The sequence below is a fragment of the Anaerotignum sp. MB30-C6 genome, from assembly GCF_030908465.1.
GTDB lineage: Bacteria > Bacillota > Clostridia > Lachnospirales > Anaerotignaceae > Chakrabartyella.
Map to the genome: position 1 here is coordinate 3,085,744 of NZ_CP133078.1, position 19,095 is coordinate 3,104,838.

Below are 19,095 nucleotides of genomic sequence, written 5' to 3' on the forward strand. Positions count from 1 at the left end.
TAAAAGAGGGGTAAAATAGAAATGAACGGCGGATAACAGGGTTATCTGCCGTTTTTAATTACTTAAAAAAGGCTTCGGAACAAACTGTTCCAAAACCCTTCTTCCCAAAAGAAAATCACCCATAATATGGACATTTCTCTCAAATCAAATCTCATACTTCACGGTAAAAGAAATAACCCCCGCTTCCTTAGGTGCAATGGTTTCAGGTGGTAAATAAAACCCAATACCATCCTCCGTTACATAAAATCCTACTGCCTCCACGGATTTTTCCAAACGTCTTTTTGCATCGCCGTAAAAACTTTGGGGCTTTTCATCAATGAGTGAAGAAAAAGATGTTTCCCAGAAATCTTCAACTTCCTGCCTATCGTCCTTTATAATATCAAAAAGGTCTACCTGTTTCCCATTTTTTGCAGAAAATGTATAGGAGGTGCATCCTTTCACAGGCTCACTTCCCGTACTCTGGGTGCTTGTGCCATAAAAAGATATAAACTCCTTGTCATCCCTTGTCATTTTAAAGGAGCCAATATATGTATAGGGTGTAAAAGAATCACCTTTCACCTTAGCGGATTCATACTCTTTTTTAGCTTTTTCGCCAAATTCATTCATAAAGTCCTTTGCCAAGGATTGACCTTCCAAAGCTAGGCTCTCTTGAATTTGTTCTGCATATGCACCACTACTTTTGGGGAAGTCCATTTGAAAGGATAACACCGTTGTACCATCCTCCGCCTCTATGGTGGTGGAATAACCCTTGGTTGATGCAGATGCTATTGTAATCACATAACCAACAGGGTCCCAAGAAACCTCTGCCTCAAAAGCCACGGCAATGGCACGAATGGGCACCAATGTTCTTTCATTGATAATCTGGGCAGGTACAGCCATGGTATATACAAGCTGTCCATTTTTATAGACCCCCGTTTCCCCAATTTTTAATACAACAGTATCATTTCCCTTGGTAGAGGTAATGGTTTGGGTGGGTTCAGACCAGGTCACTTCGCTACCCAATGCTTTAAAAATTGCCCGCATAGGAACCAAAGTACGGTCTTCAATGATAACAGGCTCCTGATCAAAGGAAACCTCCTGTCCATCTACATATACTTCTATGGGTGGATGGGCGGATATGGGCGTTGCAAATAATAATAGCGCAGCCATTGCTGCCAATATGCTTTTTTTCATACCTTTCCTCCCCTTTTTAACTTTCACTTACTACACATTCTTTTTCTTTTGCCATCTCTTCCGCTTTTAATGCGTATTTCATAGCCAAACCACCACAATATCCAATAATCTGCATACAGTTTTTCTTTCTTGCCTTACCTTCAAATTCACCCAAAGGATCGGAAAGCTCTTTACAAATTAATGTTCCATAATGGTCTTCAATTTCCCGTACCATGTCACCTACTAATGAATATACATTCCTTAGCTCGGCAACCCTTTCCCCTACGGTCTCTTTTGCTAGAGGATCTTTTCTGCCTACCACACTGCTTAGCGCCATAACCGCCCCAGTAATTGCACCGCAGGTATTTTTTGTGTTGCCAAGACCCGCACCAAACCCTGTTGCCAAGGCCAAACTTTCTCTAGGCATTTCTTTATTATAGATATCTAAAAACGTACACATAATGCATTCTGTGCAGTTTAAACCTTGACGAAAATAATTGCTGCTGTTTTGTTCTGCTTGCTCTACCAATGTCAGTTCCTTTGTTTCTTCGCTCATGGGAAATCCTCCTATTTTTTTATTCGTAACTAAGTTACGGAACGATACAAAAGTTTATGATATTATCATACCATAAAATTATATAACTTTCTCTTAAAATTTGAAAGGATGAAAAAATGAAAAGAATTGCTAAAATAGATATGAATAAATGCCCCCAGGACCATGCTTGTCCTGCTGTACGGGTCTGTCCCGTGGGCGCTTTAAGCCAAGATAAAAAGAATGCCGCCCCCTTTGTTCATGAGGATATTTGCATCGGTTGCGGAAGGTGTGCAATGACCTGCCCGAAAAAGGCTCTATATATGACTCAGGAGGGATAAAATGAAGAAAATCGCAACATTATCAACGAAGGATTGTGTATCCTGCGGCTGCTGCGAAAAAGTTTGCCCCAAAAAAGCTATCACCGTGTATAACGGCATGTATGCTAAGGTTGATGAACCCCTTTGTATTGGCTGTGGCATTTGTGCAAAGGCTTGTCCAGCTGATATCATTTCCATAAAGGAGGTTGATACCCTTGGCTAAGAAAAAATTCTGGTACGAATATTTATGGATTACCTCTTTACTCTACCTGAGTTTGGGATTCTTTAATATCCTATTTGCGTGGCTTGGTCTTCTTTGCTTTTTGATCCCTCTTATTATGTCCTTTGCAGGGGGAAAAAAGGGGTATTGTAACCGCTATTGCGGTAGAGGCCAGCTATTTTCAATTTTAGGTAAACGACTTTCCTTGAACCGCCCTATTCCTAAGTGGATTTATAGCAAATGGTTTCGTTACGGCTTTTTAACCTTCTTTATGGCCATGTTTATCAATATGCTATTTTCAACCTATTTGGTTTTTGCAGGAGCAAAGGACTTAAACGAAGTGATTACCGTCCTTTGGAGCTTCTCTTTACCTTGGAATTTTGCTTCCTCCGCCGCTCCTGTGGCAAACTGGGTGAAACAGTTTGCCTTTGGTTTCTACAGTGTGATGCTGACCTCAACTTTATTAGGCTTTGTCACCATGATACTTTTCCGCCCTCGAACTTGGTGTGTTTATTGCCCCATGGGCACTATGACACAGCTTGTATGTAAGGCAAAATATAAAGAATAACTATCCTTTCCCTCTCTTGGGGTATCATTGAGACCAATGGTACCCTTTTTTATGAAAGCATTTCGTACAGCTCTTTTTTATTTAATATATGAATGCACCCTCTGCCTACAGAGATTAAATCTTTTTCCTTCATGCGTTTTAAGGTACGGCTAACTGCCTCTCTAGCACTTCCAATGTTCTCCGCGATTTGCTCCTGAGTTAAGTATATGGTGTCATTCTTTCGCTGGCTGCTTTCATCCAAAAGATACGATGCGATGCGCTGTTCTAAATTTAAAAATATCATCTGCTGTACCCCTTCAATGAGGGACGACATGCGCTCCATCATTAATTCTAAGGAAAAATTCTTCACATAAATATTCTGCTGTTCTACTTTTGTAAAAACTTCTGTGGGTAAAAGCAAAAGCTGACAATCTTCGGATGCCTCTACCTCCACATCAAAGGTAATCTGGGACATGGCACAAGCCATGGTTAACATACAAAACTCCCCTTCTCTTAGGCGGAAAATCGTAGCCTTTTTCCCCTCATCGGAAATGATGTATGCACGTACTGCCCCCTTTAATACCTGCACCATGCCTAAAGAGCCCTTTGCAGGGGAATAAATCAAATCTCCTTCTTTAAATTCAATGACTTTTAGGTTTTTCTGAAAAAACGTTTTTTCTTCTTCCGAAAGACTTTGAAAAAAAGGTAACATTTCTATTTTATTGGGAACCATATGAATCCTCCTATTCTTATCTCGTGTACTAATATGGTTTGATTTTATGTTGCCCTATGATAATTGTCAAGAGTCGTTTCCTTGACGGCGGTCTTGGTTCATGATAAAATCCAGCCATACTTATTTGGAGGTACAAAAGATGAATATGGATTTAGAACTTTTACAATCTCTACCCCTTTTTCGAAAAATTTCCACCCAAGGGCTGGAAACCATGATGGATTGTTTTTGCGGGGAGTTGATTTCTCTTAAAAAGGGGGAACGCCTTTGGGGTGAAAAAGATAAGGCTGTGTGCCTAATAGGGGGGGAAGTGGAAAATTTAAAAAAAGGACACCTGGCACCAATGCCTAGAAAAGATAGCCCATCTTCCGTCAAAGAGGATAGCGTCGTTCTAGTAATGGAAAACCATATGCTCCTTTACCCCTGCTATGGCTGTTGCTTTTTCCATGCCCAATTGTTAGAAAATATGCGGGAAGACGGCATAGATTTCAAAGGCTTAGAATCCTAGTTATGATGAAAGCCTACAAATGTAGGCTTTTTTCTTATATAAGATTTTTTAGCCGCAGTTTGTTGCTTAAGTAACCCCTAAGAAGCGGAATTAAAACTATTTTCCCTAAAGCTATGGTACAAACGATGTTAAGTTTTAAAATCTCAAAGAGTGAATTTTTCTATTAATGACTGGATGAATTCATATTCTCGAATATTGTTTGTTATACATTTAAAAATTATGCTTTGGTTTTAAAAAATGTCAGGTGCAAAAAAATAAAACTATACAATAGGATAATTCCATAGGGTGGTGGAAATGTTCATGCTAGAGATATCTCTGAGAAATATCATTGTTGAGAATCAAACTATCTCTAATTCAAATCCAGTTTTAGATATAATATAATATTCTAGAGTCCAGCGGAAGGTAAAAGGTGATAAATGCTATTTATTAAAGAAGAAGATGCAATATATTATATTCAAAGGGCTTTGCATGACATTATCAATGTATTAAAAACGCAAGGTATAACTGTGCATTCAAAATATCTGGAAATGTTAGATTTGAGCATTTCAAGAGAGGAAATGATACAATTCGATAATTACCTTGCCACTTGTAATATGATCAAACTGTGCCAACTTTGGAAGATACCAAAGAAAAATTTGAAAATATAACCGGCCAAAAATGTAGTTCGTCCGTAATGGAGAAAATTATTATGGGTTATATACAGGATGATCTTATCCCCATTGTGAAAAAAATCGAACTGGGAAAAAACGAACAATTTTAGATTTTTTATCATCATAAGTATTCTATGGCTAATAATTTGTGGAACTTGTGCAGATAGATACCTATTTAAATACGTTAATACATTAAAAATTTGTTACAAAAAACGGCTTTTCATTAAGATATGAAAAAATAAAAACCCTTGAAAATATTTTCAAGGGTTTTTCTAATTGCGGAGGCCAGATTTGAACTGACGACCTTCGGGTTATGAGCCCGACGAGCTACCGGACTGCTCCACTCCGCGGCAATAAAAAAAATTATGAAGTTACTATGGGCGGAGAAGGATTCGAACCTTCGAAGCTATCGCAACAGATTTACAGTCTGCCCCCTTTGGCCGCTCGGGAATCCACCCATATTAAAGCCGATGATCGGACTCGAACCGATAACCTGCTGATTACAAGTCAGCTGCTCTGCCAATTGAGCCACATCGGCACACACTCGTAAACCGAGTACGAATAATATAATATCATAGGAATTATATCTCGTCAAGTGTTTTTTTCTACGTCTTTATACAAAAAACCACTTCTTTTTTATCCCTCTAATAAATGCGGCTTAATGCCTGCAAAATATCCCCCAGATATTGCTGCATAAAGCGTATCACCAGAAGAAGGGAAGCGATATAACACCCCAAAGCAATGGTTTTTTGTAAGTGCATCTGTTTTCTAGAAGACGACATAACATCTAGTATAGACTGAATACATAAAATTATGAATAATTGTCCTGCCAAAGTTAGAAATGCTTGCATAAATAACCCCCCTTTTTAAAACTTAATACAATACTATGAAAATGCCCCTTTTCAAATGACGTTTTTCCGTTCATAATAAAGAGAAGACATTATTTTGAAAAGGAGGGTCTGAAATGAATCAAAAAATAAAGGAAACAGCACTTTCCCTTTCCGCCGCTACAGCAGGTCTTTTAGGGGGACTGATTCTTTGGCAAAAATCTTGTTTTTGGCAAGCACAAAAAAAGGTGGATAATACCCTTTTTGAAATATATAGCTCGACCTTGGGCGATATTGCTTATACCTCTGTGGGACGTGGGCGACCTTTGCTTCTTGTTCATAGCATGATGCTAGGGACAAGCCGTAAAGAGTGGGATATGGTCATGGACGATCTGGCAAAAACCTATCATGTTTATGCCATAGATTTACCTGGGTACGGTGCCTCCTTCGTTCCTGACAAACCTTGGACAGCTTATCAGTATGCAAACTGTATCCATGAATTTATGGAAAAAGTTATCCGCCGTCCTGCCTGCATCTTGGCCTCCAATGGGGGGGCAGATATGGCACTGGTTACCTCCATGCTATATCCAGAAAAAATTAAGGGGCTTATGCTCATATCTCCTGAGGGGTTTGGCCGTGGTTTTGCCACCAATGAGGAAACGAATTCCTTACACAGCTTGCTTATGCCCCTTTCAGGAACACAGCAGTTCCTTTTGGGAACATCAAAAAGTAAAATAAAAGAAAGTTTAGAAGAAACTTTTTTTGCAAAGGAAAAAATTACCCAAGAACAAATTAACGCTTGCTACTATTCTGCTCGAAGAAGCAAAAAGTCTCAAGTGACCTTCGCTGCAATCAAAACTGATTTTTGGCGAGCAGATACAAAAACGGCATTTTCCGCTCTTAGCGTGCCTTTCTGGATGTTCTGGGGGGAAGAAAATAAGAAAAATCCCATTTCCAATATGGAATGGGCAGAGGAAACACGCCCCGATGGGGACTACGTTATTTTTGAAAGTGTTGGCAATTTCCCTCATTTGGAAAACAGCCAATCCTTTGTAAATATCGTAAAAGAATATTTGAAATAAAGGGGAATATGGAAATGAATCATTTAGAAATGCCAACGTTATGTCAAGGTGCCATGGAAACTTGGTTTCAACAAGTAACTACCGAAGGATCTAGGCTTCTAAGAAATGGCGTTGTCTCAAAAATCAAACCTAGATTTGTAAGCTGCAACTTTGAAGAACAAACCGTTGAATTGGCTTACGATGTTTTGGAATGGGAGTTAAATCCCCAAAATGTCATTCACGGCGGCATCATCGCCACTGCATTTGATACTACCTTAGGGCTTCTTTGCCATTACTATACAAAGCCCTATGTAGTTACCACGGTAAGTTTGAATACAGCTTATCACAAGCCTATTTTTTTAGGGGATACCTTTTATATTAAAGCAAGACTGGAGTTTCAAGGACGATCTTTATGTAACCTAATGGGTGAAGCATGGATTAAAAATAAAACCGTTGTAGCAGCAAGCTCTTCTGCAATATTTAAAGTCCTGAATGAAGTTCAGAATAATTCATTAGTGTAAGAAAGGAAGGTACTACATATGGTGGTATTTGATCATAGAAATCCTAGCCAGGCAGATATGGAAGCCTGGTTTTCTCAAATGAACAATTCAGAGTTTCCCATGACGAATGTAGGGGTTTTGGACTTATTAAGTCCAAGGTTCACTGGTTGCAACTTTGAAAAAAAAGAGTTAGTGCTATCCTTCGATGTTAAGTCTTGGGAATTAAACCCCGAAGGTGGGCTTCATGGGGGTATTATTGTAACAGGGTTCGACACCACGTTTGGTTTACTATGCCATTATTATGCAAAACCAAATATGGTTTGTACCATAAATATTAACACCACATTTTTAAAGCCTATCCTTCCCAACGATACGGTGGATTATCATGCTCGTATCATTTCCCATGGGAAAAACGTGGTAAGTATGGTTGGTGAGGCACGATTAAAAAGGGAGGATATCCTTGCAGCAACAGCTACCACAACCTTTATGGTTTTAGATAAACAAAATAATTTCTAAGAAAAAAATGAGGGTATAGAAGTCTACACCCTCACTTTCTATTTTTTCATCATGGGTAACCAAACCCCTGCCATAATCAGGCTGTAATTGCTCCCCCTTAAAATAAAACTTCAGTGTCAGGAGACAATGCTGAATTCATCTTCCAGTCATAAGGTAAAAATACTTGAAATACCCCATAAAAAGCCTTGGAGATTCATAGCCACATTTCCCATGTAATATTATAAATAGACCTTTTCATCTCTTCTCTCTTCCAATGGGTTTAATTTCATTCTTATTGGAGAGTTGTTCCCCCATTAGTAACACGAACAAATATAAACACATACGCTGAAAATGAAAGGTAGAACAAGTTGCAGTTTTTGTCGCCTTTTCAACTTTAATTTACTGATTAAAGTAAGTTTCAAGAAAATCCGCCCCTTCAATCGATATCTATGCACATTCTCTAACTACTTTTTTCTCCCTATTTTCATATTTCAGGAAAAATTCTTCTTCAATTTTTAGGCTTTGTATTCTAAGTTTAACCCCATTTTATTTCATAAAAACAGATGACCCTGTGCCTTTGCTTTAACAATTTAGAAGCTTTACTAGTTAATACACATTTATCCCATTGGCAGACTTCCGGAATTTTCTCTTCATGCGGACTCTATTGCATTTTTGCGGATACGAATCACAATTTCACATTCATCTTCATTTTGCGTATCCTCATAAACCACATCCACACCACTACGACGGATGACCTCCAAGGACTGTTTGATGGTATTGGTGAACAAGCGAAAATCTGTGATAAAACGCTTTTCCCTTCTGGCGCCTTTTTCCGTATGACGCTGGTGCATTTCTTCCAAGGTATGCTCCACCAATTCCTCTGTACGCTTTACATTCATTTCCTCACGAATCATTTGCCCCATAACCAATAATCTAGTTTGTTCATCGGGCAAGCGAAGCAATGCCCTTGCATGACGCTCCGTAAAGCTATGTTCCAGAAGCTCTCTTTTCACACTGTCTTCTAATTTTAAAACACGAAGTTTGTTGGCGATTGCTGACTGACTTTTGGATAGCTTTGCCGCCAACTCCTCTTGAGTCAGGCCATAATCCTCCATCATATTGCGGTAGCCCTCAGCCTCTTCCAGAAAGCTCAAATTTTGGCGTTGAATATTTTCGATAAATGCCAATACGGCACTATCACTGTCGCTTACTTGCACAAATAACGCAGGAACCGTTTTTAGTCCCGCCATCTCTGCCGCCCGCAACCGACGCTCTCCCGCCACCAGTTCATAATAACCGCCACTCATTTTACGCACGGTGATGGGTTGTAAAATACCATACGCAGCGATGGATTCTGCCAGCTCCTCCAATGCACTAAGATTAAAGTACTTTCTTGGCTGATATGGATTAGGACGAACTTTTTCGATAGGTAGCTGATATACAGCCTTCTCCTTCTTTAAACGCATTTCGGGAAATTTCAAAACCTCCATATGTATTTCCTCCTTTTTTATCCTATGGAAACCGAGATAGTTTTACAAATCAACGGCATTTTTCTTTTTTTTCATTCTATCATAGGAAATCCTTTTTTACAGAAAAAGAGTACAACAAAAACACACCACCCTCGACAAAATGGTGCGGCATCAGACACAAAAAACTCGAAGGGTTGGATAAGTTGTCGGAGCTTAGGGGAATTTTCTAGTTTTCAAATCACTTTCTCGCCAAAATATTTCATTTTTCATACTACATATATTGTATTTTTCTCTTCAACCTACTATATGTACCATTTTTTCTCTAGCTAGTACGATTTATTTGCTGACCTTTTTTATTTTTTTTCAGTGATTAGCCCTATTTTTTTCTTCTAACCGTTGTTTGAAACCTGATGTTTTTTTGTACTTTTCCCTATTCTATATTTCCCTGGTTATGTTTTATAGCTCGCCATAGTTCCCTGAACCTTTCCTTTTTTACAGTAAAAAAGACAGCATTCTCATGAAATGCTGTCTATCTTTATTATTTTAAAGGGCTTTTTGAAATTTTACCCGCTTTTCTGGGATACTGTTTTGGGGTCGGTGCAATTTTTTCTATAAAAACCAGCTTATGGGATAAATCCGTAAAAGGGATTGTAACACTAATCACCTCTGTGACTTTTCCCCCAAGTTTCTTCAAAGCACCCTCCGCCTGAGTCAGTTCTGCCAAAGCATCGGGGCCCTTTAAGGCTGCCAAAGTTCCCCCAACCTTTACAAAAGGCAAGCAATATTCCGATAAAACTGCCAAATTCGCCACCGCTCGTGAAACGCAATAATCAAACTGCTCCCGATACAATGGGTTTTGTCCGCCATCTTCAGCCCGAGAATGGACACATTCCACATAACTTAACCCCATGGCGTTTATGGACTCTTCCAAAAATCCGATTCTTTTTTGCAAAGAATCTAAAAGGGTCATGGAAACTTGGGGGCAAACAATTTTTACAGGCAACCCAGGAAATCCTGCTCCTGTTCCCACATCAATCATTCTCGTGCTCTCTGAAACCTTTAAATAAGGCACAAGGCTCAAGCAGTCAACAAAATGCTTTAAAATAACTTCCCTTTCCTCCGTAATGGCGGTTAAATTCATTTTTTCATTCCATTCCAACAAAAGGGACTTATATACCATAAACTGCTCTGCCATTTCATCAGAAAGAGGAATCTCCATCTGTTCGCAGCAAGATTTTAATAGCATTTTATTTTCCATGGACTACTCCTTTTCAATACTATATATTTTCCACTTGCCATAGTGATCGGGTTCTGACACCATTCGGACAAAGATAACCTCCGTTTTCCCCTCTTCACACTGACAAGCCAAAGATACTGTTCTAATTTCATTTAATATATCATCGGAGAAGAATAATAATTCTTTTTTCTCTCCAAACAATTTTTTAATGCCGTCCAAATCTGCAACGGAAGCAACAGTATTAGACAAATAGCCCATTGCCTCATCTTCATGGTCTTTTTCCAAAGCCCTTAAGAACGACCGCACGGTTCCACTAGGATTCGGTAATGAAAAATAAGGAGAGCCTATTGTTTTAAAACACAAATCTTCCAAGGGAAATCTCCTTTTTGGTAGAAATACCTTTCTGTCTTTTCTGGGTTCCATTTCTTGACTCCCCTCCCAAGGCAGAAATAGATTCATTTAACCCCCTCCTTTCTACAAAAGTCAGCCTCTACGCTTTTGCTGTTCTAAATAAATTAACAATACAGAAATATCCGCAGGAGATACCCCCGTAATACGAGATGCGTGGCCTAAAGAGCTTGGGCGAATTGCATCCAGCTTCTGCTGTGCCTCAATACGCAAGCCCTGAATGCTCATATAGTCCATATCTTCTGGCAATAAACGGTTTTCCAGCTTTTTAAATTGTTCAACCTGCTTTAGTTGCTGTCCAATATAGCCTTCATATTTAATTTGGATATTCACCTGCTCTTGTACGTCAGCAGGAAGAGTTGGCCTGTCCCCATCTAATGGGGAAACCTTTTCATAGTCTAACTCAGGACGCTTAATCAAATCCGACAATTTTGCCCCAGACTTAATGGGTGTACTTTCGTATTGTGCCAACACTTCTAGTGTTTTTGCATTGGGTGCAATGGTTAAAGCTTTTACACGTTCAATCTCCAATGCAACCAATCTTTCTTTTTCCCTTAACGCCAAATAACGTTCCTCAGAAATTAAACCGATTCCATGGCCTGTTGGAGTTAATCTTTGATCCGCATTATCCTGACGTAATAACAAACGGAATTCCGCACGGCTTGTCATCATTCGATAAGGTTCTTGGCTGCCTTTACTAATCAAATCATCAATGAGCACTCCAATATAACCGTCAGAACGCTGCAGAACAACAGGTTCTTTCCCTTGAATATATCTTGCGGCATTGATACCACCAATGATACCTTGGGCCGCCGCTTCCTCATAACCTGAACTTCCGTTAAACTGGCCCGCACTGAATAAACCTTTAAAATCCTTAAATTCCAAGGAAAGCTTCAATTGGGTAGCGTCAATACAGTCATACTCAATGGCATAAGCAAAACGAGTAATTTCACAACGCTCTAAACCTGGAACGGTGCGATACATGGCAATTTGAACATCCTCAGGTAAAGAGGAAGACATGCCTTGAATATACATCTCGTCTGTATCCTCTCCTTCTGGCTCAATGAACAGCTGATGCCGTTCTTTATCGGCAAAACGCACCACCTTATCCTCAATGGATGGACAGTATCGTGCACCCGTTCCTTGAATCATACCGCCGAATAAAGGAGAACGATGTAGGTTGTCTCGAATGACTTGATGGGTTGTCTCGTTGGTATAAGTTAACCAACACAATGCCTGTTCCCTTTTAATATCTTCAGGTTTATTCTCAAAAGAAAAAGGAACAATGGTTTCGTCCCCATACTGAGGCTGCATTTTTTCTAAGTCTAAGGAGCTTTTCAGCATTCTCGCTGGGGTACCCGTTTTAAAACGGTATAAACGAATGCCCAATTCCTTTAAGCACTGGGTTAATTTTGTGGCACACATCAAGTTATTGGGGCCACTGGGGATGATTACGTCGCCATATAAACAACGGCTCTGCATATAAGTACCCATACAAAGAATCACTGCTTTACAACGAAAAATCGCCCCACTGGTAGTAACTACTCCACAAACACTACCATCTTCCATTAAAATTTCTGCAATTTCCCCCTGTCGAATACGTAGGTTTGGTGTGGTTTCTAAGGTATGTTTCATTTCTGCCTGATATTTAATTTTATCTGCTTGGGCACGTAAGGAATATACCGCAGGTCCTTTTCCTGTATTCAACATTTTTGTTTGAATATATGTTTTATCAATGGTTTTCCCCATTTGTCCGCCTAACGCGTCAATTTCTCTTACCAGATGCCCCTTAGAACTTCCGCCAATAGAAGGGTTACATGGCATCATAGCAATACTATCCAAGCTTATGGCAAACATAACGGTATTCATGCCCATTCTTGCCGCTGCAAGAGCCGCCTCGCATCCTGCGTGGCCACCGCCAACAACGGCAACATCAATGGTTTCTGCCTCATACATAATTTAAAAACTCCTTGTATCATGGGGAAAACTCCCCAATTCAATTTTTTATTTATCCTTTTGCTTCTTGCTTAGGCCATCGCTTTCTCATCCTCCAGCTTACTCATTGCTTTTTTAAACTGGATGGTAAATAAAATCGCCGTTGTGGTAACTGCAATCATATCTGCTACAGGTTCCGCCAAAAAAACTCCCTTGGCTTTATCCTCAATAAACATAGGTAATAAGTAAATAAGGGGAATCAATAACAAAATTTTACGCAGTATTGCAAGAAAAAGGGAAGTTTTTGCATTCCCAATGGCAATGAATGTTTGCTGACAAGCAATCTGTATTCCAAATACACCTGCAAAAAACATATAGTAACGTATAGCCCATGCACTATAATCCAAAAGTGCAACATCGTTGGAAAATATAGAAGCTACCACTCTTGGGAACAGCATAACGATTGCCCACAACGTCATGGAGTAAATCAAGCTGTACTTTAATAATAATCCAAAACCCTCTCTGACACGTTGGGGTTTCCTAGCTCCAAAATTATATCCTGTAATTGGCTGGGCACCTTGTGCAAGACCAATGAGGGGCAACATGGAAAACTGCATCACACTACTTAAAATTGTCATTGCACCTACAGCAGTGTCCCCACCATATCTCAATAAAGATGAGTTAAAGCAAATGCTGATAATGCTTTCTGTCGACTGCATGATGAAAGGTGAGAGCCCCAATAACACGCAAGGCCAAAGGGTTCTTCCATGTATTCTAAAATTTTTAAGCCTTAACTTTAATGTAGTCCCCTTTCCTGTCAGGAAAACAACAACCCAAATAGCGGAAATAGCCTGAGAAATAACCGTTGCCAAAGCAGCACCTTTAACACCCATTCCAAAGAAGAAAATAAAAATAGGGTCTAAAATGATATTAATAATGGCACCGATTAGTATTGTCTGCATACTGACTTTTGCAAACCCCTGAGCACTAATGAAAGCATTTAACCCCAAAGAAAGCTGTACGAAAATTGTTCCCAAGGCATAAATTCTCATATAATCCAGTGCAAATCCTATGGTATTTTCACTGGCACCAAAGGCAAGAAGCAAGGGTTCGGAATAAAGGAGCAGAATTACAGTAAGGACTATGGCCAGTATAATTAAGAGCATGGTACAGTTCCCCAACGTTCTCTCAGCTTCTTTTTTGTCCCCTTTTCCTAACAAAATAGAGGAGCGAGGTGCTCCCCCCATGCTTGCCAATGCGGCAAAAGCCGCAACCAGCATAATCAAAGGCATACAAACACCAACACCTGTTAAGGCTAACGCTCCTGTTTCAGGAATATGGCCGATATACATACGGTCAACTATGTTATATAAAACGTTTACAATTTGTGCTGCGATAGCAGGCACAGCTAGTTTTACCAATAAACTTTTTACAGGTAAAACACCTAACTCATTTTTTCCTGATGTCGTTTTCGATAGATCGATCTCATTTTGGTTCATACTTACACTCCAATCTTTACTTTCCTAAACAGAATTTTGTAAAGATTCGATCAATGATCTCTTCATCCGCCACATCACCAGTGATTTCGCCCAAAGCACGGTTGGCATCTTGTAAATCCATAGAAATAAAATCTTCCGGCATACGGGTACGAATGGTAACCAAGCAACGTTCCATTGCTTCTTTAGCTTGGAATAATGCATTTTTATGGCGGGTATTGCCCAAAAGGGCATCCTCTGCCTTTACACTTTCCCCACTAAAAAACAGTTCTTTCAACCCATTGATCAGTTCATCGAATCCACGGTTTTCTTTAATGGAAACAGGGATAATCTGCTCTTTGGGAATATATTCTTCCAATTCATCCAAAGTAAGCTTTTGCTCCAAGTCTGTTTTATTAATTAAAACCATTGTCTTTTTTCCCCGAATGAAAGATAAAATCTCTCTGTCTTCCCCTTCCAAGGGCCTTGAGCCATCAAGCATCATCAAAATCAAGTCTGCTTTTTCAGCATACGCCTTTGATTTTTCCACACCCATTCTTTCAACTACATCCCCTGTTTCACGAATTCCCGCTGTATCTACAATTTTCATGGAAATACCGTCTATGTTAATATACTCCTCTACCGTATCTCTGGTAGTACCGGGGATATCTGTAACAATCGCCCTTTCTTCTTCTAATAACCAATTCAAAAGAGAGGATTTACCTACATTTGGCTTGCCAACAATGACAGTTTCCAAACCCTCACGAATAATTTTCCCTCGGTCCGCATTGGCCAATAAGGTTTCCATGCGATTTAAAAGTTTTAAAGAACCTTGCTCCATATTGTCATAGGTTTCTTCTTCAACATCATGCTCGGGATAGTCGATCACTGCTTCGATGGAGGCAATCATATCCAATATTTCTTCCCGCATGGAACGAACTTCTTTTTTTAACCTTCCCTCTAACTGATTTACCGCCGCCTGACGTGATAAGTCCGTTTGGGAATGAATCAAATCGATTACCGCTTCCGCTTGGGTTAAATCCATTCGCCCATTTAAAAAAGCCCGTTTCGTAAACTCCCCAGGCTCTGCCAATCTGGCACCTTGGTTTAGGACTGCCTCTAATACACGGCGGGTAACCAAAGAACCACCGTGGCAATTGATCTCAACAATATCCTCTTTGGTATATGTTTGTGGCCCTTTCATGACGGAAACCAAAACTTCATCGATAACCTCACCTTGATTCACCATTTTCCCATAGGATAAAGTATGACTTTTCTTTTCCAAAAGGGATTTTTTTCCCGAAAAAAGACGGTCAGCCAATGCAATACAGCCTTGACCACTCATTCTTACAATGCCAATGCCGCCCATACCTAAAGGGGTTGAAATGGCAGCAATGATATCATCCAATTGATTAATTCTATTCATTTTCCCCTCCTAAATTATTAGCCTAAAATTTTTCAAGGCTAAGATTTGGGGACTCCGTCCCAAACGCTACAAGTAGGATAAACTTTTTTTTCAACAAAAAATAGTAAGTTTGCAGTTACCCCATCTTGAGCGGTGCAAGTTTGTAAGGCTTAGCCAAATTTTGTACGTAAAATTTCATTTTTGCTAGGTATTATACCTTGAGTATTCTCCTACCTTATATATTTCTATCTTAACCCGATGGTAATGTGGTTTCAATAGAAGTTTTTGGTCTTGCTTTTTTCAAAAAGCAAGTGGATTTGGGCAACGCCCAAGGTCTTTCATCCGTAAAATATAGGAAAACCCGTAACAAGAGTTCCTGTAACGGGTTTTTCATTGCTCTTATTTTAAAGTTATTACAACATTACGATAAGGTTCTTCCCCTTCGCTATAAGTTGTAACAAAGCGATCATTTTGCAATGCAGAATGAATAATCCTTCTTTCATATGGATTCATCGGTTCAAGCACAACGTTTTTCTTCGTGTGCTTCACTTTTTTTGCCAAGTTAAAAGCAAGGGTTTCTAATGTTTCCTTTCTTCTTTGGCGATAGTTTTCCGTATCCAACATAACGCTTACATAAGAACTACTATTTTTATTTACAACAAGATTTACCAAATATTGCAATGCATCTAAGGTTTGACCTCTTTTGCCGATTAAGATACCCATATCTTCACCAGCCAGATTAATGAGTAAGTGTTTATCTTTCAACTGAATATCAATTTTTACAATGAGACTCATAGATAAAAATACTTCTCTTAAAAAGTTTTCTGCTGCACGTTCTGGGTTAAAATTTTTCTTAACTAGAACAACTGCATCTTTTCCCCCAAATACACCAAGGAATCCTTTGGACCCTTCATCAATCACAGTAATGGATACCTCTTCTTTGGATGCCCCTAATTCAGCTAAGGCAGCAGCAACCGCTTCTTCAACACTTTTACCGCTTTTTTTAATTTCATCCATTCTGAGCAGCCTCCCCCATAAATTTCTTTTTATAGTATTTCTGTAAGATTACCTGCTGAATAATACCGAAAATGTTACTGATTGTCCAGTACAGACCAAGACCTGCAGGCATAGAAATACAGAAGAAGCCCATCATAAATGGCATAACATAAGTCATTGTCTTTGTCATAGCCATTGCAGGATTGTTTGGATCAGCATTTGCAGATGGTGTCATAACCATCATGATTTTAGACTGTGCAAAGGTTGAAATGGCCGCCATCACAGGGATAATTACACCGGGCCAAGTAAGGCCTGCTGTACTTACCAAAGGAATGGTCAAGAATGTTTCAATATTATTCTTTGCTGCCAAAAGTTCAACCAAACCATTGCCATGTGCTCCCAGCTGGCTCATAATTGTTGTCCAATCATCAACACCCAGGTAATTTACCAACATAACAATGTCACCAACACGGCTCAAATCGAAACCGCCGGCTTTAATGATATCTACTTTTTTATACGCATCAACAAAAGTCTGTGCATATGGACCAAAAACTTCCATTCTTAATCCTTCAGGAATCTGCAAAATTGCATTTGCAATTTCTGTATAATTTTGACCAATTACATCAACATAGACATATGCATTCTGGAATAAGAAAAACAATGCATACAAAATTGGAAGCTGAACTAACAAAGGTAAGCATCCGCCCATAAGGTTAATACCATTTTTCTTTTGAAAATCCTGCATTTCCATTGCCATTTTCTGTTGAGAAAGCTGATCTGATTTGCCTTTATATTTATTCTTAATCTTATCTAACTCAGGCTGAAGCAACTGCATCTTAAAAGATGATTTTTGCTGCTTCACCATCAATGGGAACAGAATTATTTTCACAATTAAAGTAAATATAATGATTGCAACGCCTAATACGCCAACACTCATCATACCATGCAGCCCATCAAAGAGCATATTGTAAACATAACCCATTAATCCTGCAATGGGTCCCAATATACTTCCGGGCATTCTTACAGACGGAAGCGTCGTCAAAGCGACACCTGCTAACATTTCACTTCCAAACACTTTTTATGCCTCCTTAAACAAACAAATAGAATTTTTTGCCCCGCAGGACAAGCTAAACAGACAATAGAATTTTTAGGGTACGGGGTCATAGCCGCCTTCATGGAAGGGATGGCATTTCAAAAGTCTTCTGACGGCAAGGTATGTGCCCTTAAATATGCCATAACGAGATATGGCGATATAAGCATACTGAGAACAGGTGGGGGTAAACCTACAATGGGGTCCAATGAATGGAGAGATGCCCACCTGATAAAAACGGATTAGCCACAGGAAAATTTTTTTGCCCATTTTTTCATCTCGCTTCTTTTTCTCCTTCTTTCCCCATATCTTTTTCTTGATGGGAAAGAAATAAATGATGTTTTTTCAATAGATGCCGCAAGGAGGTATTGACCTCTTGGTAAGTAGAATCATTACAAATAACTCGGGCAATGACAACAATATCATAGCCACTTTTAAGGTCTTCCTCCATATTGCGGTAACTTTCTTTAATCAGGCGAGTCACATGGGAACGAACAACGCTTTTTCCAACTTTCTTACTGACAGAAATACCTAATTTGTTCCCTTGTGTCCCATTTCTCACCACATACATAACTAAATGGCGGTTGGCGATAGATCTACCTCTATTGTATACATACCGAAATTGAAAATTTTTTTTCAAAGATTCCGTAAATTTCATTCATAAACCTTCTTTCATTCGGTAGCGCCAAAATGTTCCTCATATGAACAAAAGGCCACTTTCAGCGGCCTAATATACTTTTTGGTATGAGGATTATGCGGATAATACTTTTCTACCTTTTTTTCTTCTTGCAGCAATCACTTTTCTGCCGTTAGCTGTTCTCATTCTTTTTCTAAAGCCGTGTTCTCTACTTCTCTGTCTTTTTTTAGGCTGAAATGTCATTTTCATAGTTATACGCACCTCCTTTATTGCTGGGTTTCACTGCCCTTTAAACGAGCACTGCTACTATTATAGTAAAAAAGAAATGGCACGTCAAGCAAAATATTTACCTTAAAATCCTTACAACTCTGGGATTTATGGGAAAAAAAATTATTTAGACAATTTTTTTTCGTTAAAACAAAGATATAGATTATTTTTAGATTTTGTATCTATATATAGTAGGAACTCAAAATAAAACCTAAAAAAAATATTCTTAACTATTTTTTGGATGGGGATAACTAGATTTTTTCATTGCGGTTGTGGATAACTTTTGTTATACTATGTCCAAGGTGTCATGAAGTTGATCCACAAAATTCACACAAAATTTGCCGCTCCAAAATCCGAGTTATCCACAGACTGTGGATAAACCTGTGTATAACTCTAAATAATTGTGAAAAACCTCTTGAGAAATACGTCCCTTATGGCCGTCAGCTTTGCTCGAATTGGGATTTTTCGAGTTTTTCTATGTAAAATATAAATGTTGATTATGTGGGCAAATAAAAAATAGTCGTTGTGAATAACCAGGGCTTGTCTTGTTGTGGAAAGAATTCTTTCACAGCCCGAATACATTTGTTGTGCATAACTTTATTGTTATCCACAAAATTTTAACAGGAGGTACATA

Annotated in this window: 22 protein-coding genes and 3 tRNA genes; 7 read left to right on the forward strand and 18 right to left on the reverse strand. The window is 39.0% G+C overall.

Annotated features, from left to right (window positions below):
- Window positions 1-144: 144 nt before the first annotated feature.
- Both RBQ60_RS15165 and RBQ60_RS15170 read right to left on the reverse strand, forming a co-directional pair.
- Window positions 145-1,173, reverse strand: a complete 1,029-nt coding sequence (locus RBQ60_RS15165) for a stalk domain-containing protein (RefSeq protein ID WP_307884531.1) — start codon at window positions 1,171-1,173, stop codon at window positions 145-147.
- A gap of 16 nt (window positions 1,174-1,189) precedes the next feature.
- A complete protein-coding gene (locus tag RBQ60_RS15170; RefSeq protein ID WP_307884532.1) occupies window positions 1,190-1,708 on the reverse strand; it encodes a C-GCAxxG-C-C family protein in 519 nt (172 codons plus the stop codon).
- Between the two features lie 116 nt (window positions 1,709-1,824).
- Here RBQ60_RS15170 and RBQ60_RS15175 point away from each other — a divergent pair, with 116 nt between their 5' ends.
- The 3 genes from RBQ60_RS15175 to RBQ60_RS15185 are packed head-to-tail and all read left to right on the forward strand — an operon-like array spanning window position 1,825 to window position 2,792.
- Window positions 1,825-2,025 carry a 4Fe-4S binding protein gene (locus RBQ60_RS15175; RefSeq protein WP_307884533.1) on the forward strand — a complete coding sequence of 67 codons (201 nt, stop codon included), beginning with the start codon at window positions 1,825-1,827 and terminating at the stop codon, window positions 2,023-2,025.
- 1 nt (window position 2,026) lies between these two features.
- Window positions 2,027-2,227, forward strand: a complete 201-nt coding sequence (locus tag RBQ60_RS15180; protein ID WP_307884534.1) for a 4Fe-4S binding protein — start codon at window positions 2,027-2,029, stop codon at window positions 2,225-2,227.
- Window positions 2,220-2,792, forward strand: a complete 573-nt coding sequence (locus tag RBQ60_RS15185; protein ID WP_307884535.1) for a 4Fe-4S binding protein — start codon at window positions 2,220-2,222, stop codon at window positions 2,790-2,792. Before RBQ60_RS15180 ends, RBQ60_RS15185 begins: the two co-directional genes overlap by 8 nt.
- 49 nt (window positions 2,793-2,841) lie before the next feature.
- Here RBQ60_RS15185 and RBQ60_RS15190 read toward each other — a convergent pair whose 3' ends face one another.
- The gene (locus RBQ60_RS15190; RefSeq protein WP_307884536.1) at window positions 2,842-3,504 is read right to left on the reverse strand and encodes a Crp/Fnr family transcriptional regulator; all 663 of its coding nucleotides are present in this window, start codon (window positions 3,502-3,504) and stop codon (window positions 2,842-2,844) included.
- Between the two features lie 139 nt (window positions 3,505-3,643).
- Between RBQ60_RS15190 and RBQ60_RS15195 the strand changes: the two genes are divergently transcribed.
- Entirely contained in the window at window positions 3,644-4,009 is a 366-nt protein-coding gene (locus RBQ60_RS15195) for a hypothetical protein (RefSeq protein ID WP_307884537.1), read from the forward strand.
- Between the two features lie 926 nt (window positions 4,010-4,935).
- Here RBQ60_RS15195 and RBQ60_RS15200 read toward each other — a convergent pair.
- The 4 genes from RBQ60_RS15200 to RBQ60_RS15215 form a co-directional block, all read right to left on the reverse strand.
- Window positions 4,936-5,009: transfer RNA gene (locus tag RBQ60_RS15200), tRNA-Met, on the reverse strand.
- Window positions 5,010-5,036: 27 nt separating this feature from the next.
- Window positions 5,037-5,117 (reverse strand) — tRNA-Tyr (locus RBQ60_RS15205).
- Window positions 5,118-5,124: 7 nt separating this feature from the next.
- Window positions 5,125-5,197, reverse strand: a tRNA-Thr gene (locus tag RBQ60_RS15210).
- Window positions 5,198-5,303: 106 nt separating this feature from the next.
- Window positions 5,304-5,510, reverse strand: a complete 207-nt coding sequence (locus RBQ60_RS15215) for a hypothetical protein (protein WP_307884538.1) — start codon at window positions 5,508-5,510, stop codon at window positions 5,304-5,306.
- A gap of 113 nt (window positions 5,511-5,623) precedes the next feature.
- On the opposite strand from RBQ60_RS15215, the gene RBQ60_RS15220 reads away from it, so the two are divergent.
- From RBQ60_RS15220 to RBQ60_RS15230, 3 genes are read left to right on the forward strand one after another with little or no spacing between them, the layout of a single operon-like run.
- Window positions 5,624-6,568, forward strand: a complete 945-nt coding sequence (locus RBQ60_RS15220) for an alpha/beta fold hydrolase (RefSeq protein ID WP_307884539.1) — start codon at window positions 5,624-5,626, stop codon at window positions 6,566-6,568.
- Window positions 6,569-6,582: 14 nt separating this feature from the next.
- On the forward strand, window positions 6,583-7,068 hold the full coding sequence (locus tag RBQ60_RS15225) for a PaaI family thioesterase (protein WP_307884540.1): 486 nt from the start codon (window positions 6,583-6,585) through the stop codon (window positions 7,066-7,068).
- Window positions 7,069-7,086: 18 nt separating this feature from the next.
- Window positions 7,087-7,563: a PaaI family thioesterase gene (locus RBQ60_RS15230; RefSeq protein WP_307884541.1), complete on the forward strand. Its 477-nt coding sequence runs from the start codon at window positions 7,087-7,089 to the stop codon at window positions 7,561-7,563.
- 629 nt (window positions 7,564-8,192) lie between these two features.
- Here the strand turns inward: RBQ60_RS15230 and noc are convergent.
- The 11 genes from noc to rpmH form a co-directional block, all read right to left on the reverse strand.
- The gene (gene noc, locus RBQ60_RS15235; protein WP_307884542.1) at window positions 8,193-9,032 is read right to left on the reverse strand and encodes a nucleoid occlusion protein; all 840 of its coding nucleotides are present in this window, start codon (window positions 9,030-9,032) and stop codon (window positions 8,193-8,195) included.
- A gap of 517 nt (window positions 9,033-9,549) precedes the next feature.
- Window positions 9,550-10,269, reverse strand: a complete 720-nt coding sequence (gene rsmG, locus RBQ60_RS15240) for a 16S rRNA (guanine(527)-N(7))-methyltransferase RsmG (RefSeq protein ID WP_307884543.1) — start codon at window positions 10,267-10,269, stop codon at window positions 9,550-9,552.
- Window positions 10,270-10,272: 3 nt separating this feature from the next.
- On the reverse strand, window positions 10,273-10,707 hold the full coding sequence (locus RBQ60_RS15245; protein WP_307884544.1) for a hypothetical protein: 435 nt from the start codon (window positions 10,705-10,707) through the stop codon (window positions 10,273-10,275).
- A 24-nt stretch (window positions 10,708-10,731) separates the two neighbouring features.
- On the reverse strand, window positions 10,732-12,615 hold the full coding sequence (mnmG, locus tag RBQ60_RS15250; protein ID WP_442871391.1) for a tRNA uridine-5-carboxymethylaminomethyl(34) synthesis enzyme MnmG: 1,884 nt from the start codon (window positions 12,613-12,615) through the stop codon (window positions 10,732-10,734).
- Between the two features lie 68 nt (window positions 12,616-12,683).
- Window positions 12,684-14,090: an MATE family efflux transporter gene (locus tag RBQ60_RS15255; RefSeq protein WP_307884546.1), complete on the reverse strand. Its 1,407-nt coding sequence runs from the start codon at window positions 14,088-14,090 to the stop codon at window positions 12,684-12,686.
- 16 nt (window positions 14,091-14,106) lie between these two features.
- A complete protein-coding gene (mnmE, locus tag RBQ60_RS15260) occupies window positions 14,107-15,492 on the reverse strand; it encodes a tRNA uridine-5-carboxymethylaminomethyl(34) synthesis GTPase MnmE (protein ID WP_307884547.1) in 1,386 nt (461 codons plus the stop codon).
- A gap of 378 nt (window positions 15,493-15,870) precedes the next feature.
- Window positions 15,871-16,488 carry an RNA-binding cell elongation regulator Jag/EloR gene (jag, locus tag RBQ60_RS15265; RefSeq protein WP_307884548.1) on the reverse strand — a complete coding sequence of 206 codons (618 nt, stop codon included), beginning with the start codon at window positions 16,486-16,488 and terminating at the stop codon, window positions 15,871-15,873.
- On the reverse strand, window positions 16,481-17,542 hold the full coding sequence (locus RBQ60_RS15270) for a YidC/Oxa1 family membrane protein insertase (RefSeq protein ID WP_307884549.1): 1,062 nt from the start codon (window positions 17,540-17,542) through the stop codon (window positions 16,481-16,483). The genes jag and RBQ60_RS15270 overlap by 8 nt, the downstream gene beginning before the upstream one ends.
- A 72-nt stretch (window positions 17,543-17,614) precedes the next feature.
- Complete coding sequence (gene yidD / locus RBQ60_RS15275; protein WP_307884550.1) at window positions 17,615-17,827, reverse strand: membrane protein insertion efficiency factor YidD; 213 nt, start codon at window positions 17,825-17,827, stop codon at window positions 17,615-17,617.
- 4 nt (window positions 17,828-17,831) lie between these two features.
- Window positions 17,832-18,215, reverse strand: coding sequence for a ribonuclease P protein component (gene rnpA / locus RBQ60_RS15280; RefSeq protein ID WP_307884551.1), 384 nt, complete (start codon window positions 18,213-18,215; stop codon window positions 17,832-17,834).
- 93 nt (window positions 18,216-18,308) lie between these two features.
- Window positions 18,309-18,443, reverse strand: a complete 135-nt coding sequence (gene rpmH / locus RBQ60_RS15285; protein WP_307884552.1) for a 50S ribosomal protein L34 — start codon at window positions 18,441-18,443, stop codon at window positions 18,309-18,311.
- Between the last annotated feature and the right edge of the window lie 652 nt (window positions 18,444-19,095).